We start from the raw sequence: 25,910 nt of genomic DNA, 5'->3' as shown, positions 1-25,910 counted from the left end.
CTTGCGGGCGCGCCACAGCCTGCCTAAAATCGCGCGTCTTTTGTTAACCCCCACCTCTATTTTTGGAGAACGCCACGTGAGCGAAAAATTGGCCAACCCTGCCCCTCTGGGTCTGATGGGTTTCGGTATGACCACCATCCTGCTGAACATCCATAACGCAGGTTTCTTCCCCATCAGCGCCATGATCCTGGCCATGGGCCTGTGCTACGGCGGCATCGCCCAGATCATCGCTGGCATCATGGAGTACAAGCGTGGCAACACCTTCGGTGTGACCGCGTTCACCTCCTACGGCCTGTTCTGGCTGAGCCTGGTGTTCCTGCTGATCATGCCGACCATGGGTCTGGCCGAAGCCACTCCGCACGCCTACATGGGCTGGTATCTGCTGATGTGGGGCATGTTCACCCTGTTCATGCTGGTTGGCACCATCAACTACCCGCGCGCCAAGCAGTTCGTGTTCGCCTCCCTGACCGTGCTGTTCTTCCTGCTGGCCGCCCGTGACTTCACCGGCAGCACCCTGATCGGCACCATCGCCGGTTTCGAAGGCATCATCTGTGGCGCCAGCGCCATCTACCTGGCCATGGCCACCGTGATCAACGAGCAGTTCGGCCGCACCGTAATGCCGATCGGCGATCACAAGAAAGCCGCCGCAGTACAGCTGAAAGCCGCTGCCTGATAGGCAAGCCACTCAGATTGTGAAAAAGGCACCCTCGGGTGCCTTTTTGCTATTTCGAATAACCATTCAACCGATCGGTTATCAGGTAAGTGACCCGGCGTCCGCCTCCCCCGCCAGCAAGCGGGTCACGGGGAAACGCAGTGCTGGATCCTGGCTAAAGAACTGGCTCATTTGCCGGTATACGTCGGGATAGACCTGCTGCAGCCGGAGCGGATCGGTAAAGAAGCACTCGCAGCTGACGGCAAAAAATTCGGCGGGATGTTCTGCAGCATAGGGATCGATATCGGTCACTTCGTCCCGGTCGAGCTGCTGGCAGAGCGTATCGAAGGCGCTCTGAAAGGCCTGTTGCCACAGCTGGCTGCTCATCTGCCCCGGCAACGGCGGCGCACCGTCCGCCTCACCGCCCAGCATATCGAGCTTGTGGGCCAGCTCGTGGATCACCAGATTAAAGCCGTCCCAGTCGCCATCTTGCTGCAGCTCGCTCCAGGCCAGCACCAGCGGCCCTTGCGGCCAGGATTCGCCGGCGTTCTCCTCTTCAAACTCGCTCACCAGCCCGAACTCATCCTGTACTTCCTGGCGCCGGGTGACGGGCTCGGGAATGATGATGATTTCGTGAAAACCGCGATACCAGTCGATACCGAGATGAAGAATGGGCAACGCCGCCTGCAACGCCAGCACCGCCTGTTGACGGCGGCTGAGCTCGACCCCGATCAGGGTCAGGGTCTTGCGCTTGAGCAGCTGTTGCCCCAAGCCGATAAGCGTCGTCTGCTCGGCATCGCTGAGCCCTTGCAAGATGGGCACTGCTGCCAGCGCCTGACGCCACAGCGCCAACTCATCCTCACTCATGGGCGTTTGCGGGCGACCACCCAGCCATTTGAACCATCCCAGCACGCTTACTCCTTCTTTTGATGCAAAAAACAGGTTACAGCAGTTTGACGAACCGTTTCGGCCGCTCCTGATAATCCTGCGCCAGATAGAAACGGTGGGCCGCCTCGCGCTTGAGACTGCTGGATAGCTCCAGCTGGGTGCAACCTGCGGCCCGCGCCATCGCTTCGGCAGGATACCCCAATTGGGTGAACAGGTGGGCGATGGCGCTCCCGTCGTCGGCCTCAGGGGGACGGATCGTCAAAGTGTCAGGGTCAATTTTCATTGTTGGCCTCATGTTTGCTTTCCATTGTGTTACGCCCGTCACATTGTCTGGCGCAGATCAACAAGGAGGATCTCATCTTTACTCATAGAAAACGCTGCCTGCCATTATCCCCCCACCCTTGTCAATTCACAAATTTGCAACAAGACAACATTTTTCGCTGGGAAGCACCGATACAACTCGATATGTTACAAGCCATGCATGGCGCGTGTTTGCGCTCTGCTTAACCCCTCAACCTCGCGCTCATTTGTTAACTGGATTGTTAACAAACAGGGCCGAAAACAGTGACAGAGAGCGAGGCCAAGATCTCGCCAAGACAGCGCCACAAACACAACAAAGGAGTTGTTGTACATGAATGAAATCGTCAATGCCATCAATGGTGTAATCTGGAGCCCTGCGCTCATCTACCTGTGTCTGGGGGTCGGTCTTTACTTCTCCCTGCGCACCCGTTTTTTGCAACTGCGTCATATCAAAGAGATGGTGCGCCTGATGTTTGATGGCAAGAGCACCGATGCCGGTGTCTCCTCCTTCCAGGCGCTGGCCATGACCCTGGCCGGTCGCGTGGGTACCGGTAACATCGCCGGTGTGGCCACCGCCATCACCTTCGGTGGCCCGGGCGCCCTGTTCTGGATGTGGATGGTCGCCTTCCTCGGCGCCAGCTCCGCCTTCGTGGAGTCCACCCTGGGTCAGGTTTACAAAGAGAAGATCAACGGTGAATACCGCGGCGGCCCGGCCTTCTACATCGAGAAAGGGCTTGGCATGAAGTGGTACGCCTGGACCTTTGCCATCGCTACCGTCTTCGCCTGCGGCGTGCTGCTGCCGGGCGTGCAGGCCAACTCCATCGGCTCTAGCCTGCAGACCGCCTTTAATATCGATCCGAACGTCACCGCCGCCGGTCTGGCGCTGCTGCTCGGCTTTATTATCTTCGGCGGCGTCAAGCGTATCGCCAGCTTCGCCAGTACCGTGGTGCCCTTTATGGCGCTGGGCTACATCATCGTGGCTTGCGTCATCATCGCCCTCAATATCGGCCAGTTGCCGGGCGTGATCCTGCTGATCTGGAAGAGCGCCTTCGGTCTGGATGCCGGTTTCGGTGCCATTCTTGGTCTGGCCATCATGTGGGGGGTAAAACGCGGGGTCTACTCCAACGAAGCCGGTCAGGGTACCGGGCCGCACGCCTCCTCTGCTGCGGCAGTGAGCCACCCGGCCAAGCAGGGTCTGGTGCAGGCGTTCTCCGTCTATATCGACACCCTGTTCGTCTGCTCTGCCACCGGCTTTATGCTGCTGATCACCGGCCTCTATAACGTACAAGGGCCGGACGGCGCCGCCATCTACACGGGTATTGCCGGTATCGCAGCAGGCCCGGGCTATGTGCAGACCGCCATGGAGAGCATGATGCCGGGCTTTGGCAGCATTTTCGTGGCCATCGCGCTGTTCTTCTTCGCGTTCACCACCATCGTTGCCTACTACTACATCGCCGAAACCAACATCGCCTACATCAACCGCAAGATAAATCGCCCCTGGCTCACCTTCTTGCTGAAGATTGCGCTGATGGCTGCCACTGTCTACGGCACCGTCAAGACTGCAGATCTGGCGTGGGGCATGGGTGATATCGGGGTTGGCCTGATGGCCTGGCTCAACATCATCGCCATTCTGCTGCTGCAAAAGACCGCCTTCACCTGTCTGAAGGATTATGAAGCGCAGCAGGCACAAGGGATTGACCCCGTATTCCACCCGGAGAAGCTCGGCATCAAGAACGCCGATTACTGGGTGGGCAAACGCTCCGAAGAGAACCTGGAGCGGGAGAAATCAGGCCATCAGTTCGAACCGGATCAGGATCGCAAGACCTCCTGAACCAGAACGACATAAGACATCAATAAAAATGGCAGCCTCGGCTGCCATTTTTATTTCTTTAATTTCAACTAGTCAGATTTAAATCAAGGAGTTAAGTGCCACAAAAGGGGACACTTTGGGACGTGAAAAGACACCAAAATTGGCAAAATGTGGACACTTTTTTCTGCCCATTCCCAGGGGAGAACAAGCTGGTTTAAGATGGTTTTCCAGCGGGTTAAAGCGGACCGCATCATTCAGATAATCCGGTGCAAAGTGGGCATAGGTCATCGTCTGATGAAATATCAAGTGGCCGCCCTCAAACGGTGGAACGCCCCCGTTTATGGATTTCGCGTTTGCGAGGCTCACCACGACGGCACCCCGCACTGGCACCTGCTGCTATTTATGCGCCCGGAAGATCGCAACCGGGTGATCGGCATCCTGCAACGCTATGCCCTGACCGATGACCACGACGAGCTGGTACGGGATATCAAGGGCGCCCCACCCTTTACCGACTTTACACCCCGCTTTGACTGGAAGGAGATAGACCCGGCCAAGGGGGATGCCGCGGGCTATATCGCCAAATACATTGCCAAGAACATCGACGGCGCCTACCTGGACGATGACGAAGAGGCCGGCACCGCTGCCGATGAGGGCGCCCTGCATGCAGTGGCCTGGGCCAGTTGGTGGGGCATTCGCACCTTCCAGCAGATCGGCGGCGCGCCGGTCGGGGTATGGCGCGAGCTGCGCCGCATCAGCAACGCCAAGAAGCATGCCGATCTGGTTGGCCCACCCAAGCCCGTGCTGCAAGACCCGCGCTTTGAGGCAGCCCGCTTTGCCGCAGATAACGGCATCTTTCGCTGCTACCTGCACGCCATGGGTGGCGCACTGGCGACCCGCGCCGAACATCCCATCAAACTGGCCCACCTTATCGAGGAGCAGGCCAACAGCTATGGCGAAGACATCAAGCGCCTGATGGGCATTACCTCCGCTCGCCTTGGCATCAAGACCCGACTGCAAGGGTGGGAAATTGTGCCTGCCGGCACCCATGAAGCCAGGAAAGCCGCCGAGGCTGCAGCGAGGGGGATTGGGGTTAAGACGGGCGACAGCCCGGCACCTTGGAGCTCTGACAATAACTGTACGCGGCCGGATCCTGATGCCTTCACAGACCAGATCATGAGGGAACAATGGGGGTTGTCACCCTTCTCTATAGACCGTTTGCGGGCTGGGGCCAGCGTAAGGATAGATGGTTACACCCTCTGGCTTGAAAACGGCCAGCTGCAGTCAGGCTGCGCACTCCCAAGTGAGCCGGATTTGCAGCTGGAGGAACTACAGCCAGCCGAACAGGGCCAGCCGGATGAGTATGCTGTACCGGAAGGGGATCCGGACTGGCCGATGCTGGTTGAGCTGTGCAGAGAGGTCTACCAAGCACAAGGCCACGCCGGGGCACACCGCTGGATCGAGATGCTGCCGGAGCCATATCAGTCGGAGATGTGGCGGGTGCTGGAGGGATTGGATACTCAGGAATGGCTACAAGGACAGAACGACTACAGCGAGGAGTGGACATGAACAGCAAACAGACCGTAAGCCGAGAAGAGTATCGCCGCTTAGATAATCGGGTGACCTGCATTCTCCAGCAACGCTGGCCAGCCAACTCGACCAACCAATGGGTGGGGATGCTACAGGACAAACAGAATACGGTGGCCTGTGCCACCGCATCCGCCCATAGGCCCATAGGCCCATAGGCCCATAGGCCCATAGGCCCTCGCTATTATATTGAACGTTATTGAATTCCCCCATAACCTTAGGAATAACTAACGAATAATATATAGTTATCTATATCTTTTTAGTTGAGGGATTTGTCCTATAGTGCCACAATTATCCATTTTTAAATGAGAGCGCAATGTTATTAAATGTACTAGCCTCATTTTTATAGAATTTTAAACATGGTGCTATGTAAAAAAAAGGATAGTCCTTCTGCGTTAGAGCGCCGATATTAGACACCAAAAGTAAACCATATATGTGTGACTGAGAAAAAATATTTTTTATTTTATTTTCAAATTGTGTGCTGGATTTTAACGCTCTATATGTATCTATATGTGAAATATGAACAAAAATCACCCCCGGCCTATCAACTTTAAATTGTCTCTTTGTAACATCCTTACATTTATTCTCAAACTCGCGAAGTAAAGATTTTTTTAAATTAGCAGTAATGCTCAATGCCACCCTACTATTTTCACCTACGGGCTCTGAAATAGAAAAGGCCAATTCAATCTCATCACCATTATTTTTCAGTTTTTCCCAGCACTCATTTTCATCAATGTTTTCCACATGTTCAAAAGTCTCAGTGTACAATGTGATTTTGTCTGAACAAAAACATTTATCCTCTAGACAATGAAATATTTCATCCAACAACAGATCTTGTTCACATTTTTCTTCTGGAAATTCGACTAAAAGTCCAACGGTAACAAATGTGACTGCATTTTTAGTTGGTTGCTTGGGATTTAATCCTCGCTCCAAAATAAGAGCGCTTAACTTCTGCGCTTCGTCAGCACTAATATTTAGTCCTTTATCATAAGAAAATGACTTGCATTCTACTTGAACCTCATGGCCATTTTTTCTTACCAAATAATCATATGTATCACCAGAACCGCTCATATCCATGTTTTCAACTGAGTATCCGAGTTTGACTAGATAGTGATTTGTGAAAACTTCGAATATTAACGCCCTCATGTCCTCTGACTCTTTAATGGCAGAACCAAATCTCGGCTTTAATATACCCTGTTCACTAGCGGACATTTTTACATATAATTCCAAGAATTTTGCACTATAAAAAAACGCTTCCGCAATTGCATTTTTTTCATATTGATCGCACCTATGAAAGCGTTTACTTTCCCATAGATATAATCCATAGGCTATAATTCTCTCGCCATATTTATTGATTGCGATATTTTTGTCTGCTGACATTTTTGACATTATTTTTAGCCAAGGTTTTTCTGGGTATACCTTGAGTAGTTCTCTATAAATCTGCTCATAGAGTTGTTGTATTTTCACTCCGCCACCCTTTTTTAATAAAAATGAGAAGAATAATCAATGGTCTCAAAATAAAACCTGACTATCTTTAGCGCATTCATAAAAATGATGATGTATATAATACACCTTTCCTTATATTTCATAATTAATTGAACTTATAAATAGAATATAGTCTCCTAACTTAACCATCTCGCATAATATTTAATTAAAACTACTCCAAATGGTACCAAATGACAACCACCCTCACCAGAAAAATTTTGTTCGAAGTTACTTTTATTAAGATATACAACAACGATATAACACTGAACAAGAATGACTTTGCAACCCAAACAGAGATATCTTATTAAACAATAAAGGCTCTGACAGAAAGTGAGGGATAACAAACAGGATCAGGGTCCAAGTGTGTGGCCAGTTCTTAACGTGGGAACCGTTCCCTGCCCTCCATAATTCACCAGCGTGATTTTCCACACATAAAGCGGGCTGGCGAAACTGGGCCTTGACTGCGCGCTAGGTGATGAAGGGCTGGGCTGGCCAACCCTACCACTATGAACCTCTGGTGAGCACTGGACGCTCGCAACAGACAGCCATGGGGGGAGCCCACCTAAGCGGGCTTGAACGCTAGGAAAAACAAAACTTCATACATAGGTGGTGGGGACTTATTTACGATATTTCGCGGCACATAAGGTCCTTGTAACAATACTCGCTTATGTTGCTTGCCCTGTCAGTCCTGACAACTAATAGATATTCGATGAATGATGTCATGCGTCTGCGGCACTTAAATCCATCTTGTTACGATCCATTCAATCCTTGCAGCACCAGCTGCCGCCCCTCTGGCGTTAGCGATCCCATCAAGCTCAGTACCAGCTGGTTGGTGGTCTTGGCCGAGGGGCTTAGGGTGTGAGCGAACGACAGGGTGGCCACCCAGCTGTGGCCGCATTCTGCGTCAGTGCACTGGCAGTAGAGATCCGAGACATCATCGCTCAGTCGGTTGGTCTTGGTAATGCGGCCCCGCTGGCCACACACTTTGCAATAAACCCGCATTACGCCCCCTTTTCTATCCAAATCAACAGCCTATCTTGCCACAGCAAACACTGTTTGTTTATACAGTCGAACTGATATTCTCCCGAAAATCGGCCCAAAGGGAGCGAGGGAGTCCCGCGCTGTTGATGGCATCCTGAACCAGCTCGCAGAGCGGCAGCACCTCGTTGCGGGCATAGGTGGCATCGTACTTCTCGGGATCCCCGAGCCCGCCCCCGCCATTGGTCGGGATGATACCGGCCAGCGCCGCCGGGAAGCGATGGCTGGTCAATACATCCTGGGCGGTGATCCCCTTGATAGCCGCAAACTCGTCCTTGGTGGCGATATCCCCCACCGGGATCAACTTGATACCATCGGGCTTGCCGTCCGGGATGTTGACGAACATGGAGCGGAAGTTCCCCACCCCCTTGCTGCTCGCAATCATCTCCTTCATCTCCTCCTCGGTGTCGTCGCCCATATTCGGGTCGGTGGCGTAGAAGATGAAGCCCATGTGGGCGCCGTTGAGGAAGTATTTGCGCCGAAACAGGGTGGCATCCTGGTTAAGCAAAGCCGACTGCAGGCCACCCAAGTAGTCGGGCAGACCGTAGATCGCTCGTGCCGCTCGCAGTCAGAGCGGATTGCGGCGCGGCCCGAAGGACAGCCGCCAACGAAACAGGCTGTTAAGGGTGGCCCGCCACTGATTGGGTCGCCCCAGGATCTGCTTTTGTAGCCGGGTCTCCTCTTTGAGCATCGCCTCGTCACTGCGGGCCCAGGCCTGGCTGTAGAGCTGCTTGATCCCCGCCAGCGCATCGGGCGACTTGGTGATCAGGGTGCGGGCAAACTCCCGCGCCTCCACCAGCGGATCGGCGCAGACCCGGCTCACCATCCCGAGAGATTTGGCCTCGACGGCATCCAGTTCGCGCCCGCTCATGGCCAGCTCCATGGCGGTATCCACTCCCATCAGATTGCGCATGGTGACGCTGCCGCTCATATCGGGGATGATGCCCCACTTGATCTCCATCACCGAGAAGCGGCAATCGGGGGTGCTGAAGCGAAAATCGGCGCCGAGCGCAATCTGCAGACCACCGCCAAAACAGACTCCCTGGGTCACCGCAATCACCGGCACCGGCAGCTGATGCCAGCCATAGGCGACCCGCTGGGCTAGATTGGTCGCTTCGTCTGCTTCACGCTTGAGAATATCGAGCGCCGCCACCGGCTGTCTCAGCATGGATTTCACATCCAGCCCGGCGCAGAAGGCCCGCCCCTCGCCGTGCAGGATCACCGCCCGCAGCCCCTTGTGCCGGGCGAGCTGCGTCAGCGTCTCGTCGATGGCGCTGAACATGGCTCTGTCCAGCGCATTGAGTTTGTCCCCCCGCGTCAGCATCACTTCGGCAATCCCGTCGTGGATCTCGCACTTGATCCTTGGTTTTTCCATCTCCCTTGTCCTCTCCTTGATCCCTGAAACTGACTCACTGGTCATACCACTACGTTATCAGAGTGTGAACAGGCGGTACAGCTGAGACTAAAGTCGGCTGGTCGCCTCCCCCTCCCTTTGTCACACTGGGAGCTGCATGAGTGCCGCAAGCCAGCAGAGGACGCTGTCATGTCAACCCTGTTCAATTTTGCCAGACCACCGTTCGACCGACTGGGCGAGGAGGCGCGCGAGCGGCTCTCCCGTCACCTCTCGCTCTGCTATTTTCGGGCCGGGGAGCTGCTGCTAAAAGAGGGGGACGAGCCTCCCGGCCTCTATCTCATCATCAAGGGGGCGGTGGAAGAGTCTGCCCCTCACCACCATTTTGGTGATTACGGGGTTGATGATCTGTTCGATGTGCGCGCCCAGTTTGATGGCCGCTGCCGCCACCGCTTCACCGCGCTGGAAGATAGCCTCTGTCAGCTCATCCCTCGCCACACCTTTCTGGCGCTCTGTGAGCAGGATCCGCAGTTTGCCAGCTACTTCACCGCCAATCTGGCCGAACGCCAGCGCCAGCAGGAGCAACGCGAACAACTGGGTCAGAAGAATCTGGCGGAATTTATCCTGACCCGCATCGAACCCGGCCACCTGCAGGCACCGCTTATCGTCGACAGCAAGCTGTCACTGCTGGCGGCGACCGAAGCCATGGTGAGCAAGGGGACCGATTGCCTGCTCTACCCGGCCCACGACGGCTCCCTCACGCTGGCAACCCGCAAGACCTTGCTCCATGCCCTGACCCTCAAGGGATTGCCGCTGACGGCCCCCCTCTCGGTGCTGACCCCTACCCCGCTGATTGGTCTGCTGCTGGAGAGCTATCTGTTTGATGCCCTGCTGCTGATGACCCGCCATCGCATCAAGCGACTGGTGGTGTGGCGCGGCAACGAGGTAGCGGGCATCTTGCAACTGACCCAGGTGCTCGGGCTCTTCTCGACCCACTCCCACGTGCTGACGTTGCGTATCGCCCGCGCCGACAGCCTGCCGGCACTAGAGGCGGTCGCCCGCGAGCAGCAACAATTGACCCGCTCGCTGTTTGCCCAAGGGATCCACACCGCCTTTTTGATGAAGCTGATCGCCACCATCAACGAACAGCTGATCGCCAAAGCCTTTGCGCTGGTGATCCCCCCCGAGGTGCAGGATAGAATCTGCCTGTTGATGCTGGGCTCGGAGGGGCGCGGCGAGCAGATCCTCAAAACCGATCAGGACAACGCCCTGATCCTGCCAGAGGGGCTGACATGGCCCACCCAGACAGCCGATCTGGCCGAATTCAGCGCCCTGCTGGAGCGCCTCGGCTACCCCCTCTGCCCCGGGCAGGTGATGGTGAACAATCCGGCCTGGGTAAAAACAGGCTGCGAGTGGCAAAGCGCTATTGCCAGCGCCTGCACCACGGCAAAAGAGGATGAGCTGCTGTGGCTCGCCACCCTGGCCGATGCTCACCCAATCGCGGGGGATCGACAGCTCCATCTGCCGGTTGCCAGAGCGCTGCGCGAGCAGTTGGCAGACAGACGGGATCTGCTGGCGGAGATGGTGCGACCGGCAGTGGCCTTTCATGCCCCGCTCACCCTCTTTGGCCGGCTGGAACAGCCACCGGAAGGGCTGGATCTGAAACGGGGTGGCCTGTTCCCGCTGGTGCACGGCATCCGCATGTTGGCCCTTGAGGCAGGCATTCTGGAGACCTCGACCCTGGGGCGTATCGACGCACTGGTGGCCGCCGATCGGCTCAGTGCCGACTATGGCAGCAATCTGGCAGAGGCGTTCCGGCTCTTTATCCGGCTTAGGCTGCGCAGCCAGCTCAAGGGGGGCAATAGTCGGGTGCAGACAAGCGAGCTTAGCCACAGCGAGCGGGATCTGTTGCGTCAGGCGCTGCATCAGGTGAAGAAGTTCCAGCAGTGGCTCACCTTGCACTTTCGTCTGAGACAATAGCCATGTTGAGCCGCGTTCGACGCTACTGGTATGGCCGTGCGTTCCGAACGGGCGATTTCGCGCCGCTCTTTGCCACCCCACCGGAAGATGAACGGATCGCCCTCGATTTCGAGACCACTAGTCTCGATCCCGAGCAGGCCGAGATCGTCTCCATCGGGGCGGTGCGCATTCAGGGCAACCGGCTGCTGACCGGCGAGGCCCTCGCCATCAAGGTACAGCCACCGGCCAGCCTGACCAGCCAATCTGTGGTGATCCACTGTCTGCGCCATCAGGATCTGCAACAGGGAATGGAGCTGGAAGCCGCGCTGCGCCTGCTGCTTCACTTTATCGGCCCCCGTGAACTGGTGGGCTATCACATCGCCTACGATCTGCGTATTCTCAATCTCGCCTGCCAGAAATTGTGGGGGTTGACCCTGCCCCAGCGAGGGATCGAGGTGAGCCAGCTCTATCACGACCACCTCTATCGCCGCTATCCCGATGCGGCCATTGACCTCCACTTGAATGCCATCTGCCGTCACTTGGCCCTCCCCTCCCTGCCCGCCCATGATGCCCTTGCCGATGCCACCACGGCCGCGCTCATCTACCTGCGCCTGACCTGCGGCTCGCCGCTGGCTTATCCCAAAGTCTAATTGTCGACAAATAACATTTAATTCACATTTTGCTTACATGAGCAGATCCCCTGCTCGTCGGGGTTACCCCATCCACCGCTGACACTCATGTCATGGAGAACTGCAATGGAACAGCAAAGCTATCTGAGGATCCAGCAAGATCCCAACTTCCAGGAGCTGGTCGCCAAGCGCCAGCGTTTTGCCTGGGCCCTCTCGGCTCTGATGCTGGGACTCTACCTGGCGTTTATTCTGCTCATCGCCTTTGCCCCCGGTTGGCTGGGCACCCCGCTCAGCGACAGCACAACCGTTACCCGTGGCATTCCGGTCGGGGTGGGACTGATCCTCTCCTCCTTCGTGTTGACCGGCATCTATGTGTTTCGGGCAAACGGCGAGTTTGACGAGCTGAATCAGAAGATCCTCAAGGGAGTGCAGTCATGAGCGCAAAAAGCATGAAAGGCAAGTGGCTGCTGTTGGCCTCACTGGCCTCCTCCCCCCTGCTGGCAGCGGATGCGCTGACCGGCGAGGTACAACGCCAACCCCTCAATGTATCGGCCATCGTGATGTTCGTGGTCTTTGTGGCCGCCACCCTGTTCATCACCTATTGGGCCTCCAAGCGCAACCGCTCGGCTTCCGACTACTATGCGGCCGGTGGCCGTATCACCGGCTTCCAGAACGGTCTGGCCATCGCCGGTGACTATATGTCCGCCGCCTCCTTCCTCGGGATCTCCGCGCTGGTCTACACCTCCGGCTACGATGGCCTGATTTACTCCATCGGTTTTCTGGTGGGCTGGCCCATCATTCTGTTCCTGATCGCCGAGCGGCTGCGCAACCTCGGCAAATATACCTTTGCCGATGTCGCCTCCTATCGTCTCAAGCAGACTGAAGTGCGTACCCTCTCCGCCTGTGGTTCGCTGGTGGTGGTCGCCCTCTACCTGATCGCCCAGATGGTCGGTGCCGGCAAACTGATCGAGCTGCTGTTTGGCCTGCAATACCATGTGGCCGTGGTGCTGGTCGGTATCCTGATGGTGCTCTACGTGCTGTTTGGCGGCATGCTGGCCACTACCTGGGTGCAGATCATCAAGGCAGTGATGCTGCTCTCCGGTGCCAGCTTCATGGCCATCATGGTCATGAAATCGGTCAACTTCGATATCGGTGCCCTGTTTAGCGAAGCGGTCAAGGTGCACGAGAAAGGGATCGCCATCATGAGCCCAGGTGGCCTGGTTGCTGACCCCATCTCCGCCATCTCGCTCGGTCTGGCATTGATGTTCGGTACCGCCGGTCTGCCCCATATCCTGATGCGTTTCTTCACCGTGAGCGATGCCAAAGAGGCGCGTAAATCGGTGTTCTACGCCACCGGCTTTATCGGCTACTTCTACATCCTCACCTTCATCATCGGCTTTGGCGCCATCTTGCTGGTGAGCACCAACCCTGCCTTCAAGGACGCCACCGGCGCCCTGCTGGGCGGCACCAACATGGCGGCAGTCCATCTGGCCAATGCGGTCGGTGGCAGCCTGTTCCTCGGCTTCATCTCCGCCGTGGCATTTGCCACCATTCTGGCGGTAGTTGCCGGATTGACCCTGGCCGGTGCCTCTGCGGTCTCCCATGACCTCTATGCCAGCGTGTTGAAGAAGGGCAAGGCTAACGAGACCGATGAACTGCGTGTCTCCAAGATGACGACTCTGGTGCTGGGCGTAGTTGCCATTGGTCTGGGGATCCTGTTCGAGAAGCAGAACATCGCCTTCATGGTGGGTCTGGCTTTCTCAATCGCCGCCAGCTGCAACTTCCCGGTGCTGTTCCTCTCCATGTTCTGGTCACGCCTGACCACCCGTGGCGCCGTCTACGGTGGCTGGCTGGGACTGGTGAGCGCCGTAACCCTGATGATCCTGGGCCCGACCGTGTGGGTGAAAGTGCTGGGCCATGCCCAGGCCATCTTCCCCTACGAATACCCTGCCCTCTTCTCCATGGGGTTGGCCTTCGTCGGGATCTGGTTCTTCTCCATCACTGACAGCTCCCAGAACGCCGCCGACGAACACGCCAAGTTCCTGCCGCAGTTCGTTCGCTCCCAAACCGGGCTGGGTGCCTCTGGCGCCACCTCCCACTAACAGATCAAGTTCATACTTCCAAGCCGGCTTCATGCCGGCTTTTTTTATTGCCCATCAATCGGCTGCACGCCCCGCTTGCCCCGATCAAGATCACACTTCTCGCTAAAACTTTCGGGGGATCTGTGCCATAATGCGCGCCATTTGACAGACCAATCGGGACACATACCTTGTTAAGTAGCAACAACATCACCATGCAGTTCGGCGCCAAGCCGCTGTTTGAGAACATCAACGTCAAGTTTGGCGGCGGCAACCGCTATGGCCTTATCGGCGCCAACGGCTGTGGCAAGTCCACCTTTATGAAGATCCTCGGTGGTGATCTGGAGCCCACTGGCGGTAATGTGAGCCTGGACGTCAACGAGCGCATCGGTAAGCTGCGTCAGGATCAGTTCGCCTACGAAGAGATGCGCGTACTGGACGTGGTCATGATGGGTCACACCGAGCTGTGGGCAGCCATCGCCGAGCGCGATGCCATCTACGCCAACCTCGAAGCCACCGACGAAGACTATATGAAGGCCGCCGAGCTGGAAGGTCTGGTTGCCGAGTATGACGGCTACACCGCCGAAGCACGTGCAGGCGAGCTGCTGCTGGGTGTCGGCATTCCGCTCGAGCAACACAACGGCCCGATGAGCGAAGTGGCCCCAGGCTGGAAACTGCGGGTGCTGCTGGCACAGGCCCTCTTCTCCAACCCTGACATCCTGCTGCTGGACGAACCGACCAACAACCTGGACATCAACACCATTCGCTGGCTGGAGCAGGTGCTCAACGAACGTGAAAGCACCATGATCATCATCTCTCACGACCGTCACTTCCTGAACTCCGTCTGTACCCACATGGCGGATCTGGACTACGGCGAGCTGCGCGTTTACCCAGGCAACTACGACGACTACATGCTGGCCGCCACCCAGGCGCGCGAGCGCCTGCTGGCTGACAACGCCAAGAAGAAGGCCCAGATCGCCGATCTGCAATCCTTCGTCTCCCGTTTCAGCGCCAACGCCTCCAAGTCCCGTCAGGCGACCTCTCGTCTCAAGCAGATCGACAAGATCAAGATTGAGGACGTCAAGGTCTCCAGCCGCCAGAACCCATTCATCCGCTTCGAGCAGGACAAAAAGCTCTATCGCAACATCCTGGAAGTGGAAGGTGTATCCAAGGGTTATGGCGAGGCACCCCTGTTCAAGGGCCTCAACATGATGATGGAAGTGGGCGAGAAGGTCGCCATTCTGGGTACCAACGGTATCGGTAAGTCCACCCTGATCAAGACCCTTGTCGGCGCACTGGCACCGGATACCGGCACCATCAAGTGGTCCGAGAACGCCCAGATCGGTTACTACGCTCAGGATCACGCCGAAGACTTCGACACTGATCTCAACGTGTTCGACTGGATGGCCCAGTGGAAACAGGAGAACGAAGACGAGCAGGCTGTACGCTCCATACTGGGCCGTCTGCTCTTCTCTCAGGACGACATCAAGAAGCCGGTCAAGGTGCTCTCCGGTGGTGAACAGGGTCGCATGCTGTTCGGCAAGCTGATGATGCAGCGCCCCAATATCCTGATCATGGATGAGCCGACCAACCACCTGGACATGGAATCCATCGAATCCTTGAACATGGCACTGGAGCTCTACCAGGGGACCCTGATCTTCGTCTCCCACGACCGCGAGTTCGTCTCATCTCTGGCGACCCGTATCCTGGAACTGACCGAAGATGGTATCCGCGACTTCGGCGGCACCTACGAGGATTACCTGCGCACCCAGGGCGTGGTATAACCCCGCTCCTGCGCAAGTGCGCAATGCAAAACCGGCACTCAGGTGCCGGTTTTTTTATATCCCGTATTTAGACGACTGAGATGGCATATAGCAGTGGTGTGACTACACGCCACAGAGCAGAGAGCAGAGAGCAGAGAGCAGAGAGCAGAGAGCAGAGAGCAGAGAGCAGAGAGCAGAGAGCAGAGAGCAGAGAGCAGAGAGCAGAGCTTGAGTATCCCCCTCTTTTGCCCACAGATAAAAAAACGGCTCCATCAAGGAGCCGTTTTCAATGGGTTGCGCAGTGCCGATTACTCGACGGTCGCTTCCACACTGGTGAAGTACTCGATCTTGGCTGCTTTGCGCAGCTCGTCGATCAGAGACTTGTAATCCACCTGGGCTTTGCCCTGACCCAGCTGAGCTTGCAGCATGGCGGCCATGCCGGATGCGGCGGCAGGGACGTTGACCTTGTCCAGCGCAACCACAACACGGTCGCCATTGGTCTCGGCAACCAGAGCCACGCTCGGCTTGCCGTCGATCGGATGGGGCAGTGTGAACGCCTGGGCAATCAGGTTCTGATCCAGCTCGCGATCGAAGCGGGCAACCCCTTGGTGGGTCTCCACTTTCAGACCGAGTGCAGTCAGATCGGCTGTGATGCTCTCACCGACTTTCAGCTTGTCCAGCAGGCCCTGGGCCTTGCCACGGGCCACTTCACTGGCCTTGTCATGCTTGATGGCGGCAATCACCTGCTCTTTCACCTCGGCCAGCGGCTTGACCGCTTTGGGCTTGTGACCAGTGATGTGCAGCACCAGCGCCTTGCCGTCAGCCAGCTCGATCACATCGGAGTTGGTATTGTCATCGCGCAGCTGTTCGGAGAACGCAACAGAGAGCACCTTGGGATCGTTCAGCGGAGCCGGAGCAGTCGCCTGGGTGAAGAAATCGGAAGATTGAACCTTCATCCCCATGGCATCAGCGGTCAGATCCAGCGAGTCCGGGTTTTCGAAGCTGTTGTCAGCCATCTTCTGCTGCTCGGCGAAGAACTTCTCCTTGGCCTTGTCAGCTTGCAGACGAGTGATGGTCTCTTCTTTCACATCGGCAAACGGCTTGGTCTGGGCTGCTTCAACCCCCAGCAGCTTGATGATGTGGAAACCGAACGGGCTCTTCACCACGCCGGAGAGATCGCCAGCCTTGTTCAGGGCGAACGCGGCTTTCTCGAAGGCCGGCTCCATCACCCCTTTCTCGAACCAGTCCAGCTCGCCGCCTTTTTTGGCAGAGAAGGTATCGGAAGAGTCAGCCTTGGCCAGCGCAGCGAAATCATCGCCCGCCTTGGCTTTGGCCAGCACGGCTTCTGCTTTCTGCTCGGCCGCTTTCTCATCCTTGCCAAACGGGATCAGGATGTGAGCCACGTGGCGACGCTCGGCACGCTGGAACAGATCCTGGTGCTGATCGTAGTAATCCTGGGCATCCTGCTCGGTGACCTTGATATCCTTGGCGAGGTTGGCGGCGTCCAGCAGCAGATAGTCGACCTTGACTTGCTCGTCGTTCATGAAACGGGCGCCATTGGTCTTGTAGTACTGCTCCAGCTCGTTGTCGGAGACCTGAACGTCAGCCATGTAGTTGGCGGCAGCCAGACGCACCAGACGCAGATCGCGAGTCTGGTTGTAGAGCTTGTCGAGCTGCTCCGCTTCACCCTTGAGGGAGAATTCGGTGCCCAGCAGGGCGCTCATCAACTGTTGACGCACCATGTCCTGACGCAGGGAGTCACGGAACATTTCGGGAGTCATGCCAGCACGACGGATCAGTTGCAGATAGCGGTCATTGTTGAACTTGCCGTTTTCGGCAAACTCCGGCATGGCCACGATGGCTTGCTTGATCTGTTCGTCACTGATACGCAGACCCAGTTCACGGGCCTTGCTGTCCAGCAGAGCCTGATCGATCAGGCGATCCAGCACACCGCGACGGAACTGTTTCATGTAATCGGGGTTCGCGGCCAGCTGGCTGAATGCCTCTCCCATCTGGGATTCCATGCGGGCGCGCTCGTTACGGTAGGCATTTTCCAGTGCCGCAGCACTGATCTCGGTGCCATTGACGGTGGCGGGGGCGGTACGGGCCGGGCCGTTCAGGTAACTACCTACACCAGCCAAGGCAAAGGAGAGGATGATCAGGCCCAAGATAACCTTGGCTACCTTGCCCTGCGCCCCTTCGCGTAGTTTATCCAACATCATGTTTGTACTTATGCTCCCGAACTCGATGGGCGTAAACAATAAAAAGGCGCACCGATTGCGATGCGCCTTGGTCAATCAGTATGAGAGAAGACTCTCTAACTTGTCTGGTCTGCGACCAAGGACGGTAGCCGACGGATATCAGCGACCGACTTAGTTAACAGCGTCTTTCAGGGCCTTACCGGCTTTGAAGGCAGGAACTTTACCAGCAGCGATTTCGATGGTCGCGCCAGTCTGCGGGTTACGGCCTGAACGGGCAGCACGCTCGCGTACAGCGAAAGTACCGAAACCAACCAGAGCAACCTGGTCACCCTCTTTCAGCGCTTCACCAACAGCATCAATGAAGGCATCCAACGCACGGCCAGCGGCAGCTTTGGAGATATCGGCACCGTCTGCAATCTTGTCAATCAGTTGAGATTTATTCACTCTTATATTCCCCTTTTATCAAACACCGCTGCGGCGCTGATTTCCCTGGCCACAACAAGTGGAGGTTTTATAGCAAGCCTCCTGATCAGTTGCAAGTGACAATCTGGCGCAAACCCGCGCCACACAACGCATTGCGACTCATCACGAGTACCCGATCGGTGGTCAAGGCTACTTCCGTTATCGGGCGCATGCAAGCCTTAACCACCCGCCGAATGCGCCAAATTTGCGGCGCATCAACATTTACACGACAGAAACGCGCTCAAACCCCTGTGGATTGTCCTGCAACGCCAATTCCAGCACCTCGTCAATCCAGCGAACCGGATAAATTTCAAGGTCTTGTTTGACGTTTGCCGGGATCTCCTCAAGGTCACGCTCGTTCTCTTTCGGAATAAGCACTCGCTTGATGCCGCCACGATGGGCTGCCAGCAACTTCTCCTTGAGACCACCGATGGGCAGCACTTCGCCGCGCAAGGTGATCTCCCCTGTCATCGCCACATCAGCACGAACCGGATTACCGGTCAAGCTGGAGACCAGGGCGGTACACATGGCGATACCGGCGCTCGGACCATCTTTCGGGGTGGCCCCTTCCGGTACGTGCACGTGGATATCGCGCTTCTCGTAGAAGTCGGCGTTGATGCGCAGCTTCTCGGCACGGGCTCGTACGACCGTCATGGCCGCCTGGATCGACTCCTGCATTACGTCACCGAGGGAACCGGTATAAGTGAGCTTGCCCTTGCCCGGCATGTTGGTGGTCTCGATGGTGAGCAGATCGCCCCCCACTTCGGTCCACGCCAGACCACACACCTGACCCACTTGATTCTGGTCGGTGGCCTTGCCGTAATCGAAACGCTGCACCCCGAGGAACTCCTTGAGGTTCTCCTGATTGACCTGAACATGCTTGATGCTCTTGTCCAGCAGGATGCGCTTGACCGCCTTGCGACAAATCTTGGAGATCTCGCGCTCCAGACTCCGCACCCCCGCCTCGCGGGTGTAGTAGCGGATCACTCCGACCAGGGCAGAATCTTCGATGGTGATCTCGGACTCTTTCAGGCCGTTGCGCTGGATCTGCTTGGCAACCAGATGCTGCTTGGCAATGTTGAGCTTCTCATCTTCGGTGTAACCGGAGAGACGGATCACTTCCATCCGGTCCAGCAACGGACCCGGAATGTTCATGGAGTTGGAGGTGGCCACGAACATCACGTCCGACAGGTCATAATCCACTTCCAAATAATGATCGTTGAAGCTGTTGTTCTGTTCCGGATCCAGCACTTCCAGCAAGGCGGATGCGGGATCGCCACGCATGTCCGAGCTCATCTTGTCGATCTCGTCGAGCAGGAACAGCGGGTTCTTGACGCCGACTTTCGCCATCTTCTGGATGAGCTTGCCGGGCATGGAACCGATATAGGTACGGCGGTGACCACGGATCTCCGCTTCGTCACGCACCCCACCCAGAGCCATCCGCACATATTTGCGGCCGGTCGCCTTGGCGATGGATTGGCCCAGCGAGGTCTTGCCCACACCGGGAGGCCCAACCAGACAGAGGATGGGGCCCTTGAGCTTGTTCACCCGTGCCTGTACCGCCAGATATTCGAGGATGCGATCCTTGACCTTCTCGAGGCCATAGTGATCGGCATCCAGCACCTCTTGCGCCTTGCCAAGGTCTTTCTTGACCTTGGAGCGCGCCTTCCACGGCACCTGTACCATCCAGTCCACATAGCTGCGAACCACGGTAGCCTCGGCGGACATGGGAGACATCATCTTCAGCTTGGCAAGCTCGGCCTGGGCCTTTTCACGGGCATCTTCCGGCATGCCAGCCTCTTCAATCTTGCGATTGAGGGCTTCAAACTCATCCGGGCTATCTTCCAGCTCACCCAGCTCTTTCTGGATGGCCTTCATCTGCTCGTTGAGGTAATACTCGCGCTGACTCTTTTCCATCTGCTTCTTGACGCGAGTACGGATGCGCTTCTCGACCTGCAGCAGGTCAATTTCCGACTCCATCATCGCCATCAGGAATTCGATGCGCTCGGAAACCGAGACGATCTCCAGCACCTTCTGCTTGTCTTCCAGCTTGAGCGGCATATGGGCCGCCATGGTGTCAGCCAGACGCGCAGCATCGTCGATCGCCGAGATCGAGGTCAGTACCTCGGGCGGGATCTTCTTGTTGAGCTTGATATAGCCTTCAAACTGGCCAATGGCGGAGCGAACCAGTACTTCCTGATCCTTCTCCTCAATGGCTTGGGAGGGGATGTACTGAGCCTCGCAGACAAAGAAATCCTTGTCGTCGATCATCCGCTCCAGGCGGGCACGCTGCCCACCCTCTACCAGCACCTTGACGGTGCCGTCCGGCAGCTTGAGCATCTGCAGAATATTGGCCACTGTCCCGACGGTGAAGATCTCCTCCACCGTTGGCTCATCGGTTGACGCATCCTTCTGGGCCACCAGCAGAACTTTCTTGTCCTGCTCCATGGCCGCTTCCAGACAGCGAATGGATTTTTCCCGCCCCACAAAGAGTGGAATGACCATGTGGGGATAAACCACCACGTCACGAAGAGGCAGGACGGGAATCTCGATGCGTTCTGAACGCTCTAGGTTCATATATGTCCTCTCGGCTTGTTATACCGTTGGCAAAGCGCTTGGCTGAGTATATGGGGGCGCTGAGATGAGATTCAATCGCCGAAACCGTAAAAAGCATGAAAGGGGCAAAAAGCCCCTTCCATTTGATTAAAAATCAGACATTTACTCTGATGCAGCAGCCTGGGTCTCGGGATTTTCGTAGATCATCAAGGGCGCGGAGTCCCCTTTGATCACGGTTTCGTCGATCACCACCTTGCTGACCCCTTCCAGAGAAGGCAGGTCATACATGGTATCCAGCAGCACGGCTTCCACGATGGAACGCAGACCACGAGCACCGGTTTTACGCTCCATCGCCTTGCGGGCAATGGCGTTGAGCGCGTCGTCACGGAACTCCAGCTCAACCCCTTCCAGATCGAACAACGCAGCGTACTGTTTGGTCAGCGCGTTTTTCGGCTCTTTCAGGATCTGGATAAGGGCAGACTCGTCCAGCTCGGTCAGGGTCGCGACCACCGGCAGACGGCCGATGAACTCGGGGATCAGACCATATTTGATCAGATCTTCCGGCTCCACCTTGGCGAAGGTTTCGCTCAGGGTGGCCTTGGCATCCTTGGATTTCACCTCGGCGCCAAAACCGATACCGGTTCCCTTCACGGAACGCTGCTCGATCACCTTGTCCAGACCGGCAAAAGCACCGCCACAGATGAAGAGGATCTTGGAGGTATCAACCTGCAAGAACTCCTGCTGCGGATGCTTGCGACCACCTTGCGGCGGCACGGAAGCGATGGTCCCTTCGATCAGCTTGAGCAGTGCCTGCTGTACCCCTTCCCCGGAGACATCCCGGGTGATGGAGGGGTTGTCCGACTTGCGGGAGATCTTGTCGATCTCGTCGATATAGACGATGCCACGCTGGGCCTTCTCCACGTCGTAGTCGCACTTTTGCAGCAGCTTCTGGATGATGTTCTCCACGTCCTCGCCCACATAACCGGCTTCGGTCAGAGTGGTCGCATCGGCCATGGTAAACGGCACATCCAGCAGACGAGCCAGAGTCTCGGCCAGCAGGGTTTTACCGCTACCGGTCGGGCCAATCAGCAGAATGTTGGATTTGCCGAGCTCCACACCACTGTTTTCGCCGCTGTTGCGCAGACGCTTGTAGTGGTTGTAGACGGCAACGGCCAACACCTTCTTGGCGTACTCCTGCCCGATCACATAGTCATCGAGATGAGCGCGGATCTGATGAGGGGTCGGCAGCTCGTTACCATCGCGCTTGGGCGAGATCTCGCGGATCTCTTCGCGGATGATGTCGTTGCACAGCTCGACGCACTCATCACATATGTAGACGGAAGGGCCAGCGATCAGCTTGCGCACTTCATGCTGGCTTTTGCCGCAAAAAGAGCAGTAGAGCAGCTTATCGCCCTCACCCTTGCGTTTCTCTGTCATTCAGCAACCTCGTTTTATCAATAGAGGATGGATCGGCCTGTTGAGTTTACAACAGACCGGGACACCCTGCTCAGCTACGCTGGCTCAGGACACCGTCTACCAGACCATAGGCCACAGCCTGCTCGGCGGACATGAAGTTGTCGCGGTCGGTGTCACGCTCGATGGTAGCCATGTCCTGACCGGTGTGGAACGCCAGGCGCTCGTTCAGGGTATTTTTGATCTTCAGGATCTCTTGGGCATGGATCTGGATATCAGATGCCTGCCCCTGGAAGCCACCCAGCGGCTGGTGGATCATCACGCGGGCATTAGGCAGGCAGAAACGCTTGCCCTTGGCACCGCCAGCCAGCAGGAAGGCACCCATGGAGCAGGCCTGCCCCATGCACACAGTGCTGACATCCGGCTTGATGAACTGCATGGTGTCATAGATGGACATGCCCGCAGTCACCGAACCACCCGGTGAGTTGATGTAGATATAGATGTCCTTGTCCGGATTCTCGGACTCGAGGAACAGCAACTGGGCAACCACCAGATTGGCCATGTGATCTTCAACCTGACCAGTCAGGAAGATCACCCGCTCTTTCAGCAGACGGGAGTAAATATCGTAGGAACGTTCACCCTTGGCAGTCTGTTCGACCACGATGGGGACCAGCGCATTGCTGGGAGAATCGGTCATATCGTTATAGTTCTTGTACATAAGGCATTGTCCCTAAAATAAAATGGCCCGAGTGGAGATCACACGAGCCATTATACTTAACAGTCTTGACCTTAAGTCAAATGTTCTTAGGCAGCGGCGCCAGACTTGTTGATCACTTCGTCAAAGGCAACTTCTTTTTCGGTCACTTGCGCTTTGGACAGGATCAGGTCGATGGCTTGATCTTCTACTGCCAGGTTACGAACGCCGTTCAGCATCTGTTCGTTCTTCTGGTAGTACTCGATCACTTCCTTCGGATCTTCGTAGGCAGTCGCCATGGACTCGATGATGCTGTTTACACGGGCATCGTCAGCCTTGATCTCGTTGGTGCGGATCACGTCACCCAGCAGCAGGCCTACGCGTACACGACGCTCGGCTTGAGCCTGGAACAGTTCAGCCGGCAGCTCGGGAGCGTTACCGCCCTGGAAACCACCGAAGCGCTGCAGAGCCTGCTGACGCAGTGCGTCGATCTCTTGAGCAACAGCTGCTTTCGGCAGGTCGATTTGGTTGGCTTCAACCAGACCGTTCAGAACCTGCTCTTTCACGCTGTTTTTCAGGGCTTGAGCCAGTTCGCGCTCCATGTTCTTGCGCACTTCAGCTTTCAGCTCTTCAACAGAACCGCTTTCGATACCGAAACGCTTCACGAACTCTTCGGTCAGCTCAGGCAGGATCTGCTCTTCAACCTTGATCAGCTTGGAAGCGAACTTGGCTTCTTTGCCTTTCAGGTTTTCAGCGTGGTAATCAGCCGGGAAGGTCACTTCGATGGTGAACTCGTCGCCCGCTTTCTTGCCCAGGATGGCGTCTTCGAAGCCCGGGATCATGCGGCCAGCGCCCAGCACCAGGTTGAAGCCTTCAGCTTTGCCGCCGTCGAACTCTTCACCGTCGATGGAACCGACGAAGTCCATGGTCACACGCATGCCATTGGCAGCGGCAACATCGGCATCAGCCCAGGTAGCGTGCTGCTTGCGCAGGGTGTCGATCATGTTGGCCAGATCTTCATCCTTCACGGTCGCAACCGGCTTCTCGACCTTGATGGTCTCAAGACCTGCAACTTCGAACTCCGGATACACTTCGAAAGTGGCGGTGAATTCGAAATCCTGACCTTCTTTGATCTCTTTCGGATCCATGGTCGGGGCACCGGCCGGGCTCAATTTGTTTTCGATGATGGCTTTGATGAAGTTGCTCTGCATCATTTCATCAGCAACGCGGGCGTGAGCCATGGCGCCGAACATCTTCTTGATGATGGCAACCGGAGCCTTGCCAGGACGGAAACCGTCGATGCGACGAGTTTTGGCCAGGCCATTCAATTCTTTACGCACAGCGGCGTCTACGGTAGCGGCCGGTACAGTGATGGTAAGACGGCGTTCCAGACCCTGGGTTGTCTCTACAGAAACTTGCATTCTTCTACCTCGTTCAACTCAGCACTGTGTGCTGACCCTTTATTGCCCCTGGGCAAAGCCCGGAGTCTTCCTGTTTATAAAGACAACGATATGTCTTTGTGATGAGAAAATATGACGCGGCATTATAGCGGCGCACTTTGGTCGAGTCGAGCTACACATCCCCCACATTGAGCGGCGCGCAAGCACAATTCGTGCAAAACTGCCCTTTATATGGGGAGAGAGGTGCCAGACTTCAACTATCCGATGGCAATAATTTTGCGTTTGCTCACCTTTTTTCATCCGAACGCCGCTTTATTGCCCATCTTTCGCCGAAAAACAGCCCACCGTTGCGGGCGGCGACTCAATTTGACCAGCCAAATGACGATTGAACCAATCAACCATTGCGTCCCTACCCCTCCCTCGTTATGGTGGCAACCAAATTGATGATCTGGAGTCACTCACATGGCCTTTTTCCGCTTCTTGTTCAATCTGCTCTGGTTTGTACTGGGAGGTGTCTTTATGGGCCTGGCCTGGTGGCTGGCCGGTCTTGTCTGCTTTATCTCGCTGGTCGGCATCCCCTGGGGACGTGCCTGCTTCGTGATCGGCACCTTTACCTTCTTCCCGTTTGGCAAGCAGGCGGTCAATCGCAAGACCATGACCGGCCAGAGCGATATCGGCACCGGCACTCTGGGACTGATTGGCAATATCCTCTGGTTTGTGCTGATCGGTGTCTGGCTGGCCATCGGCCACATCGCTTCCGCGCTGGCCTGCTTCGTAACCATTATCGGTATCCCGTTCGGTATCCAGCACCTCAAGCTGGCACTCATCAGTCTGGCTCCTATCGGCCAGATGATTGTGACCAACCAGGAGGCGGAATCGGGCCGCTATATCCGCTAAACACGGGAAATGCGCGGGCAGACGCTGCCCTGCAACGAAAAAAAGGGCAGACTAGGGTCTGCCCTTTTCTATTCTCTTTTGTTGAGGCCATCATGTTACCCAGCCATTTTTTTGCCAATCTCGCCCGCATGAAACTCATCTACCGCTGGCCCCTGATGCGCAACATCCAGCCGGAAAACATCGCCGAGCACAGCCTGCAGGTGGCCATGGTGGCCCATGCCCTCGGCATCATCAAAAACCGGCTGTTTGGCGGCAGCGTGAATGCCGACCGCGCCGCCGTGATGGCCCTCTACCACGACAGCAGTGAAGTGCTGACCGGCGATCTGCCTACCCCGGTCAAATACTTCAACCCCGAAATTGCCCGCGAGTACAAGAAGATAGAACTGGCCGCCGAGCAGCGTCTACTTGGCATGCTGCCGCCGGAACTGGTGGAGGACTTTCGCCCCCTGCTCGATTCGGCAGCCCAGGATGACGGGCTGGCCAGGCTGGTCAAGGATGCCGACACACTCTGCGCCTATACCAAGTGTCTGGAGGAGATCAACGCGGGCAACCGGGAGTTCGAACCGGCTCGCAAGCGCCTTGAAGCCATGCTGGCAGCCCGGATGAGCGATGAGATGCGCTACTTTATCGACACCTTCGTAGCCAGCTTCTCCCTGCCACTCGATGAGCTTAACGCTCACTAAGCCAGTCTACATGACCTGAAAACAGAAGGGCCCGCCGGTTTGCACCAGCGGGCCCTTCGTTCTTTAT

Annotated in this window: 21 protein-coding genes and 2 pseudogenes; 10 read left to right on the top strand and 13 right to left on the bottom strand. The window is 56.4% G+C overall.

Translation table 11 applies throughout. The annotated features are described in order from the left end of the window. Window positions 1-76 precede the first annotated feature (76 nt). Window positions 77-673 (top strand): GPR1/FUN34/YaaH family transporter, encoded by a 597-nt coding sequence (locus I6L47_RS01630; protein WP_005336948.1) that lies wholly within the window; start codon window positions 77-79, stop codon window positions 671-673. Between the two features lie 81 nt (window positions 674-754). On the opposite strand, the gene I6L47_RS01625 is transcribed toward I6L47_RS01630, so the two are convergent. Together I6L47_RS01625 and I6L47_RS01620 are read right to left on the bottom strand one after the other, a co-directional pair. Then, window positions 755-1,519: a zinc-dependent peptidase gene (locus tag I6L47_RS01625; protein WP_254204847.1), complete on the bottom strand. Its 765-nt coding sequence runs from the start codon at window positions 1,517-1,519 to the stop codon at window positions 755-757. A gap of 76 nt (window positions 1,520-1,595) precedes the next feature. Then, entirely contained in the window at window positions 1,596-1,823 is a 228-nt protein-coding gene (locus I6L47_RS01620) for a hypothetical protein (RefSeq protein ID WP_216948489.1), read from the bottom strand. A gap of 348 nt (window positions 1,824-2,171) precedes the next feature. Between I6L47_RS01620 and I6L47_RS01615 the strand changes: the two genes are divergently transcribed. Both I6L47_RS01615 and I6L47_RS01610 read left to right on the top strand, forming a co-directional pair. After that, window positions 2,172-3,671, top strand: coding sequence for a sodium:alanine symporter family protein (locus I6L47_RS01615; RefSeq protein ID WP_005360093.1), 1,500 nt, complete (start codon window positions 2,172-2,174; stop codon window positions 3,669-3,671). A gap of 288 nt (window positions 3,672-3,959) precedes the next feature. Beyond that, window positions 3,960-5,216 (top strand): annotated as a pseudogene (locus I6L47_RS01610) (replication endonuclease); the annotation flags it as partial. 309 nt (window positions 5,217-5,525) lie between these two features. Here the strand turns inward: I6L47_RS01610 and I6L47_RS01605 are convergent. The 4 genes and pseudogenes from I6L47_RS01605 to I6L47_RS01590 form a co-directional block, all read right to left on the bottom strand. Further along, window positions 5,526-6,701 carry a hypothetical protein gene (locus tag I6L47_RS01605; protein WP_216948488.1) on the bottom strand — a complete coding sequence of 392 codons (1,176 nt, stop codon included), beginning with the start codon at window positions 6,699-6,701 and terminating at the stop codon, window positions 5,526-5,528. Window positions 6,702-7,469: 768 nt separating this feature from the next. After that, entirely contained in the window at window positions 7,470-7,721 is a 252-nt protein-coding gene (locus I6L47_RS01600; RefSeq protein ID WP_048207742.1) for an ogr/Delta-like zinc finger family protein, read from the bottom strand. A 58-nt stretch (window positions 7,722-7,779) separates the two neighbouring features. Continuing rightward, window positions 7,780-8,307 (bottom strand): annotated as a pseudogene (locus tag I6L47_RS01595) (phage portal protein); the annotation flags it as partial. Between the two features lie 18 nt (window positions 8,308-8,325). Then, window positions 8,326-9,132 (bottom strand): crotonase/enoyl-CoA hydratase family protein, encoded by an 807-nt coding sequence (locus I6L47_RS01590; RefSeq protein ID WP_216948487.1) that lies wholly within the window; start codon window positions 9,130-9,132, stop codon window positions 8,326-8,328. Window positions 9,133-9,300: 168 nt separating this feature from the next. On the opposite strand from I6L47_RS01590, the gene I6L47_RS01585 reads away from it, so the two are divergent. From I6L47_RS01585 to I6L47_RS01565, 5 genes are all read left to right on the top strand, one after another. Next, window positions 9,301-11,088, top strand: a complete 1,788-nt coding sequence (locus I6L47_RS01585; protein WP_216948486.1) for a putative nucleotidyltransferase substrate binding domain-containing protein — start codon at window positions 9,301-9,303, stop codon at window positions 11,086-11,088. A gap of 2 nt (window positions 11,089-11,090) precedes the next feature. Beyond that, window positions 11,091-11,717, top strand: coding sequence for a 3'-5' exonuclease (locus tag I6L47_RS01580; RefSeq protein WP_216948485.1), 627 nt, complete (start codon window positions 11,091-11,093; stop codon window positions 11,715-11,717). A 105-nt stretch (window positions 11,718-11,822) separates the two neighbouring features. Then, on the top strand, window positions 11,823-12,134 hold the full coding sequence (locus I6L47_RS01575) for a DUF485 domain-containing protein (RefSeq protein WP_005336970.1): 312 nt from the start codon (window positions 11,823-11,825) through the stop codon (window positions 12,132-12,134). Between the two features lie 11 nt (window positions 12,135-12,145). Next, window positions 12,146-13,798, top strand: coding sequence for a cation acetate symporter (locus I6L47_RS01570; protein ID WP_026035062.1), 1,653 nt, complete (start codon window positions 12,146-12,148; stop codon window positions 13,796-13,798). A gap of 167 nt (window positions 13,799-13,965) precedes the next feature. Next, window positions 13,966-15,558: an ABC-F family ATPase gene (locus tag I6L47_RS01565; protein ID WP_216948484.1), complete on the top strand. Its 1,593-nt coding sequence runs from the start codon at window positions 13,966-13,968 to the stop codon at window positions 15,556-15,558. A 102-nt stretch (window positions 15,559-15,660) separates the two neighbouring features. Here I6L47_RS01565 and I6L47_RS01560 read toward each other — a convergent pair whose 3' ends face one another. The 7 genes from I6L47_RS01560 to tig all read right to left on the bottom strand — a co-directional run bounded on the left by I6L47_RS01560 (window position 15,661) and on the right by tig (window position 24,284). Continuing rightward, a complete protein-coding gene (locus I6L47_RS01560; protein ID WP_216948483.1) occupies window positions 15,661-15,810 on the bottom strand; it encodes a hypothetical protein in 150 nt (49 codons plus the stop codon). A 35-nt stretch (window positions 15,811-15,845) separates the two neighbouring features. Beyond that, on the bottom strand, window positions 15,846-17,759 hold the full coding sequence (gene ppiD / locus I6L47_RS01555) for a peptidylprolyl isomerase (RefSeq protein WP_216948482.1): 1,914 nt from the start codon (window positions 17,757-17,759) through the stop codon (window positions 15,846-15,848). 150 nt (window positions 17,760-17,909) lie between these two features. Then, window positions 17,910-18,182, bottom strand: a complete 273-nt coding sequence (gene hupB, locus I6L47_RS01550; RefSeq protein WP_005315375.1) for a nucleoid-associated protein HU-beta — start codon at window positions 18,180-18,182, stop codon at window positions 17,910-17,912. 240 nt (window positions 18,183-18,422) lie between these two features. Next, window positions 18,423-20,777, bottom strand: coding sequence for an endopeptidase La (lon, locus tag I6L47_RS01545; protein WP_005336976.1), 2,355 nt, complete (start codon window positions 20,775-20,777; stop codon window positions 18,423-18,425). Window positions 20,778-20,918: 141 nt separating this feature from the next. After that, window positions 20,919-22,193, bottom strand: a complete 1,275-nt coding sequence (gene clpX / locus I6L47_RS01540; RefSeq protein ID WP_005336977.1) for an ATP-dependent protease ATP-binding subunit ClpX — start codon at window positions 22,191-22,193, stop codon at window positions 20,919-20,921. Window positions 22,194-22,263: 70 nt separating this feature from the next. Next, window positions 22,264-22,887 (bottom strand): ATP-dependent Clp endopeptidase proteolytic subunit ClpP, encoded by a 624-nt coding sequence (gene clpP, locus I6L47_RS01535; RefSeq protein ID WP_005336979.1) that lies wholly within the window; start codon window positions 22,885-22,887, stop codon window positions 22,264-22,266. An 86-nt stretch (window positions 22,888-22,973) separates the two neighbouring features. After that, a complete protein-coding gene (gene tig, locus I6L47_RS01530) occupies window positions 22,974-24,284 on the bottom strand; it encodes a trigger factor (RefSeq protein WP_005345092.1) in 1,311 nt (436 codons plus the stop codon). A 441-nt stretch (window positions 24,285-24,725) separates the two neighbouring features. On the opposite strand from tig, the gene I6L47_RS01525 reads away from it, so the two are divergent. Further along, window positions 24,726-25,160: a YccF domain-containing protein gene (locus tag I6L47_RS01525; protein ID WP_005336982.1), complete on the top strand. Its 435-nt coding sequence runs from the start codon at window positions 24,726-24,728 to the stop codon at window positions 25,158-25,160. Between the two features lie 92 nt (window positions 25,161-25,252). Further along, a complete protein-coding gene (yfbR, locus tag I6L47_RS01520; RefSeq protein WP_216948481.1) occupies window positions 25,253-25,843 on the top strand; it encodes a 5'-deoxynucleotidase in 591 nt (196 codons plus the stop codon). Window positions 25,844-25,910: the final 67 nt, after the last annotated feature.

Source organism: Aeromonas sp. FDAARGOS 1417 (genome assembly GCF_019046985.1).
Taxonomy (GTDB): domain Bacteria; phylum Pseudomonadota; class Gammaproteobacteria; order Enterobacterales; family Aeromonadaceae; genus Aeromonas; species Aeromonas veronii.
Note: the sequence above shows the minus strand (reverse complement) of the source record. Positions and strands in the feature narration are given on the sequence as shown.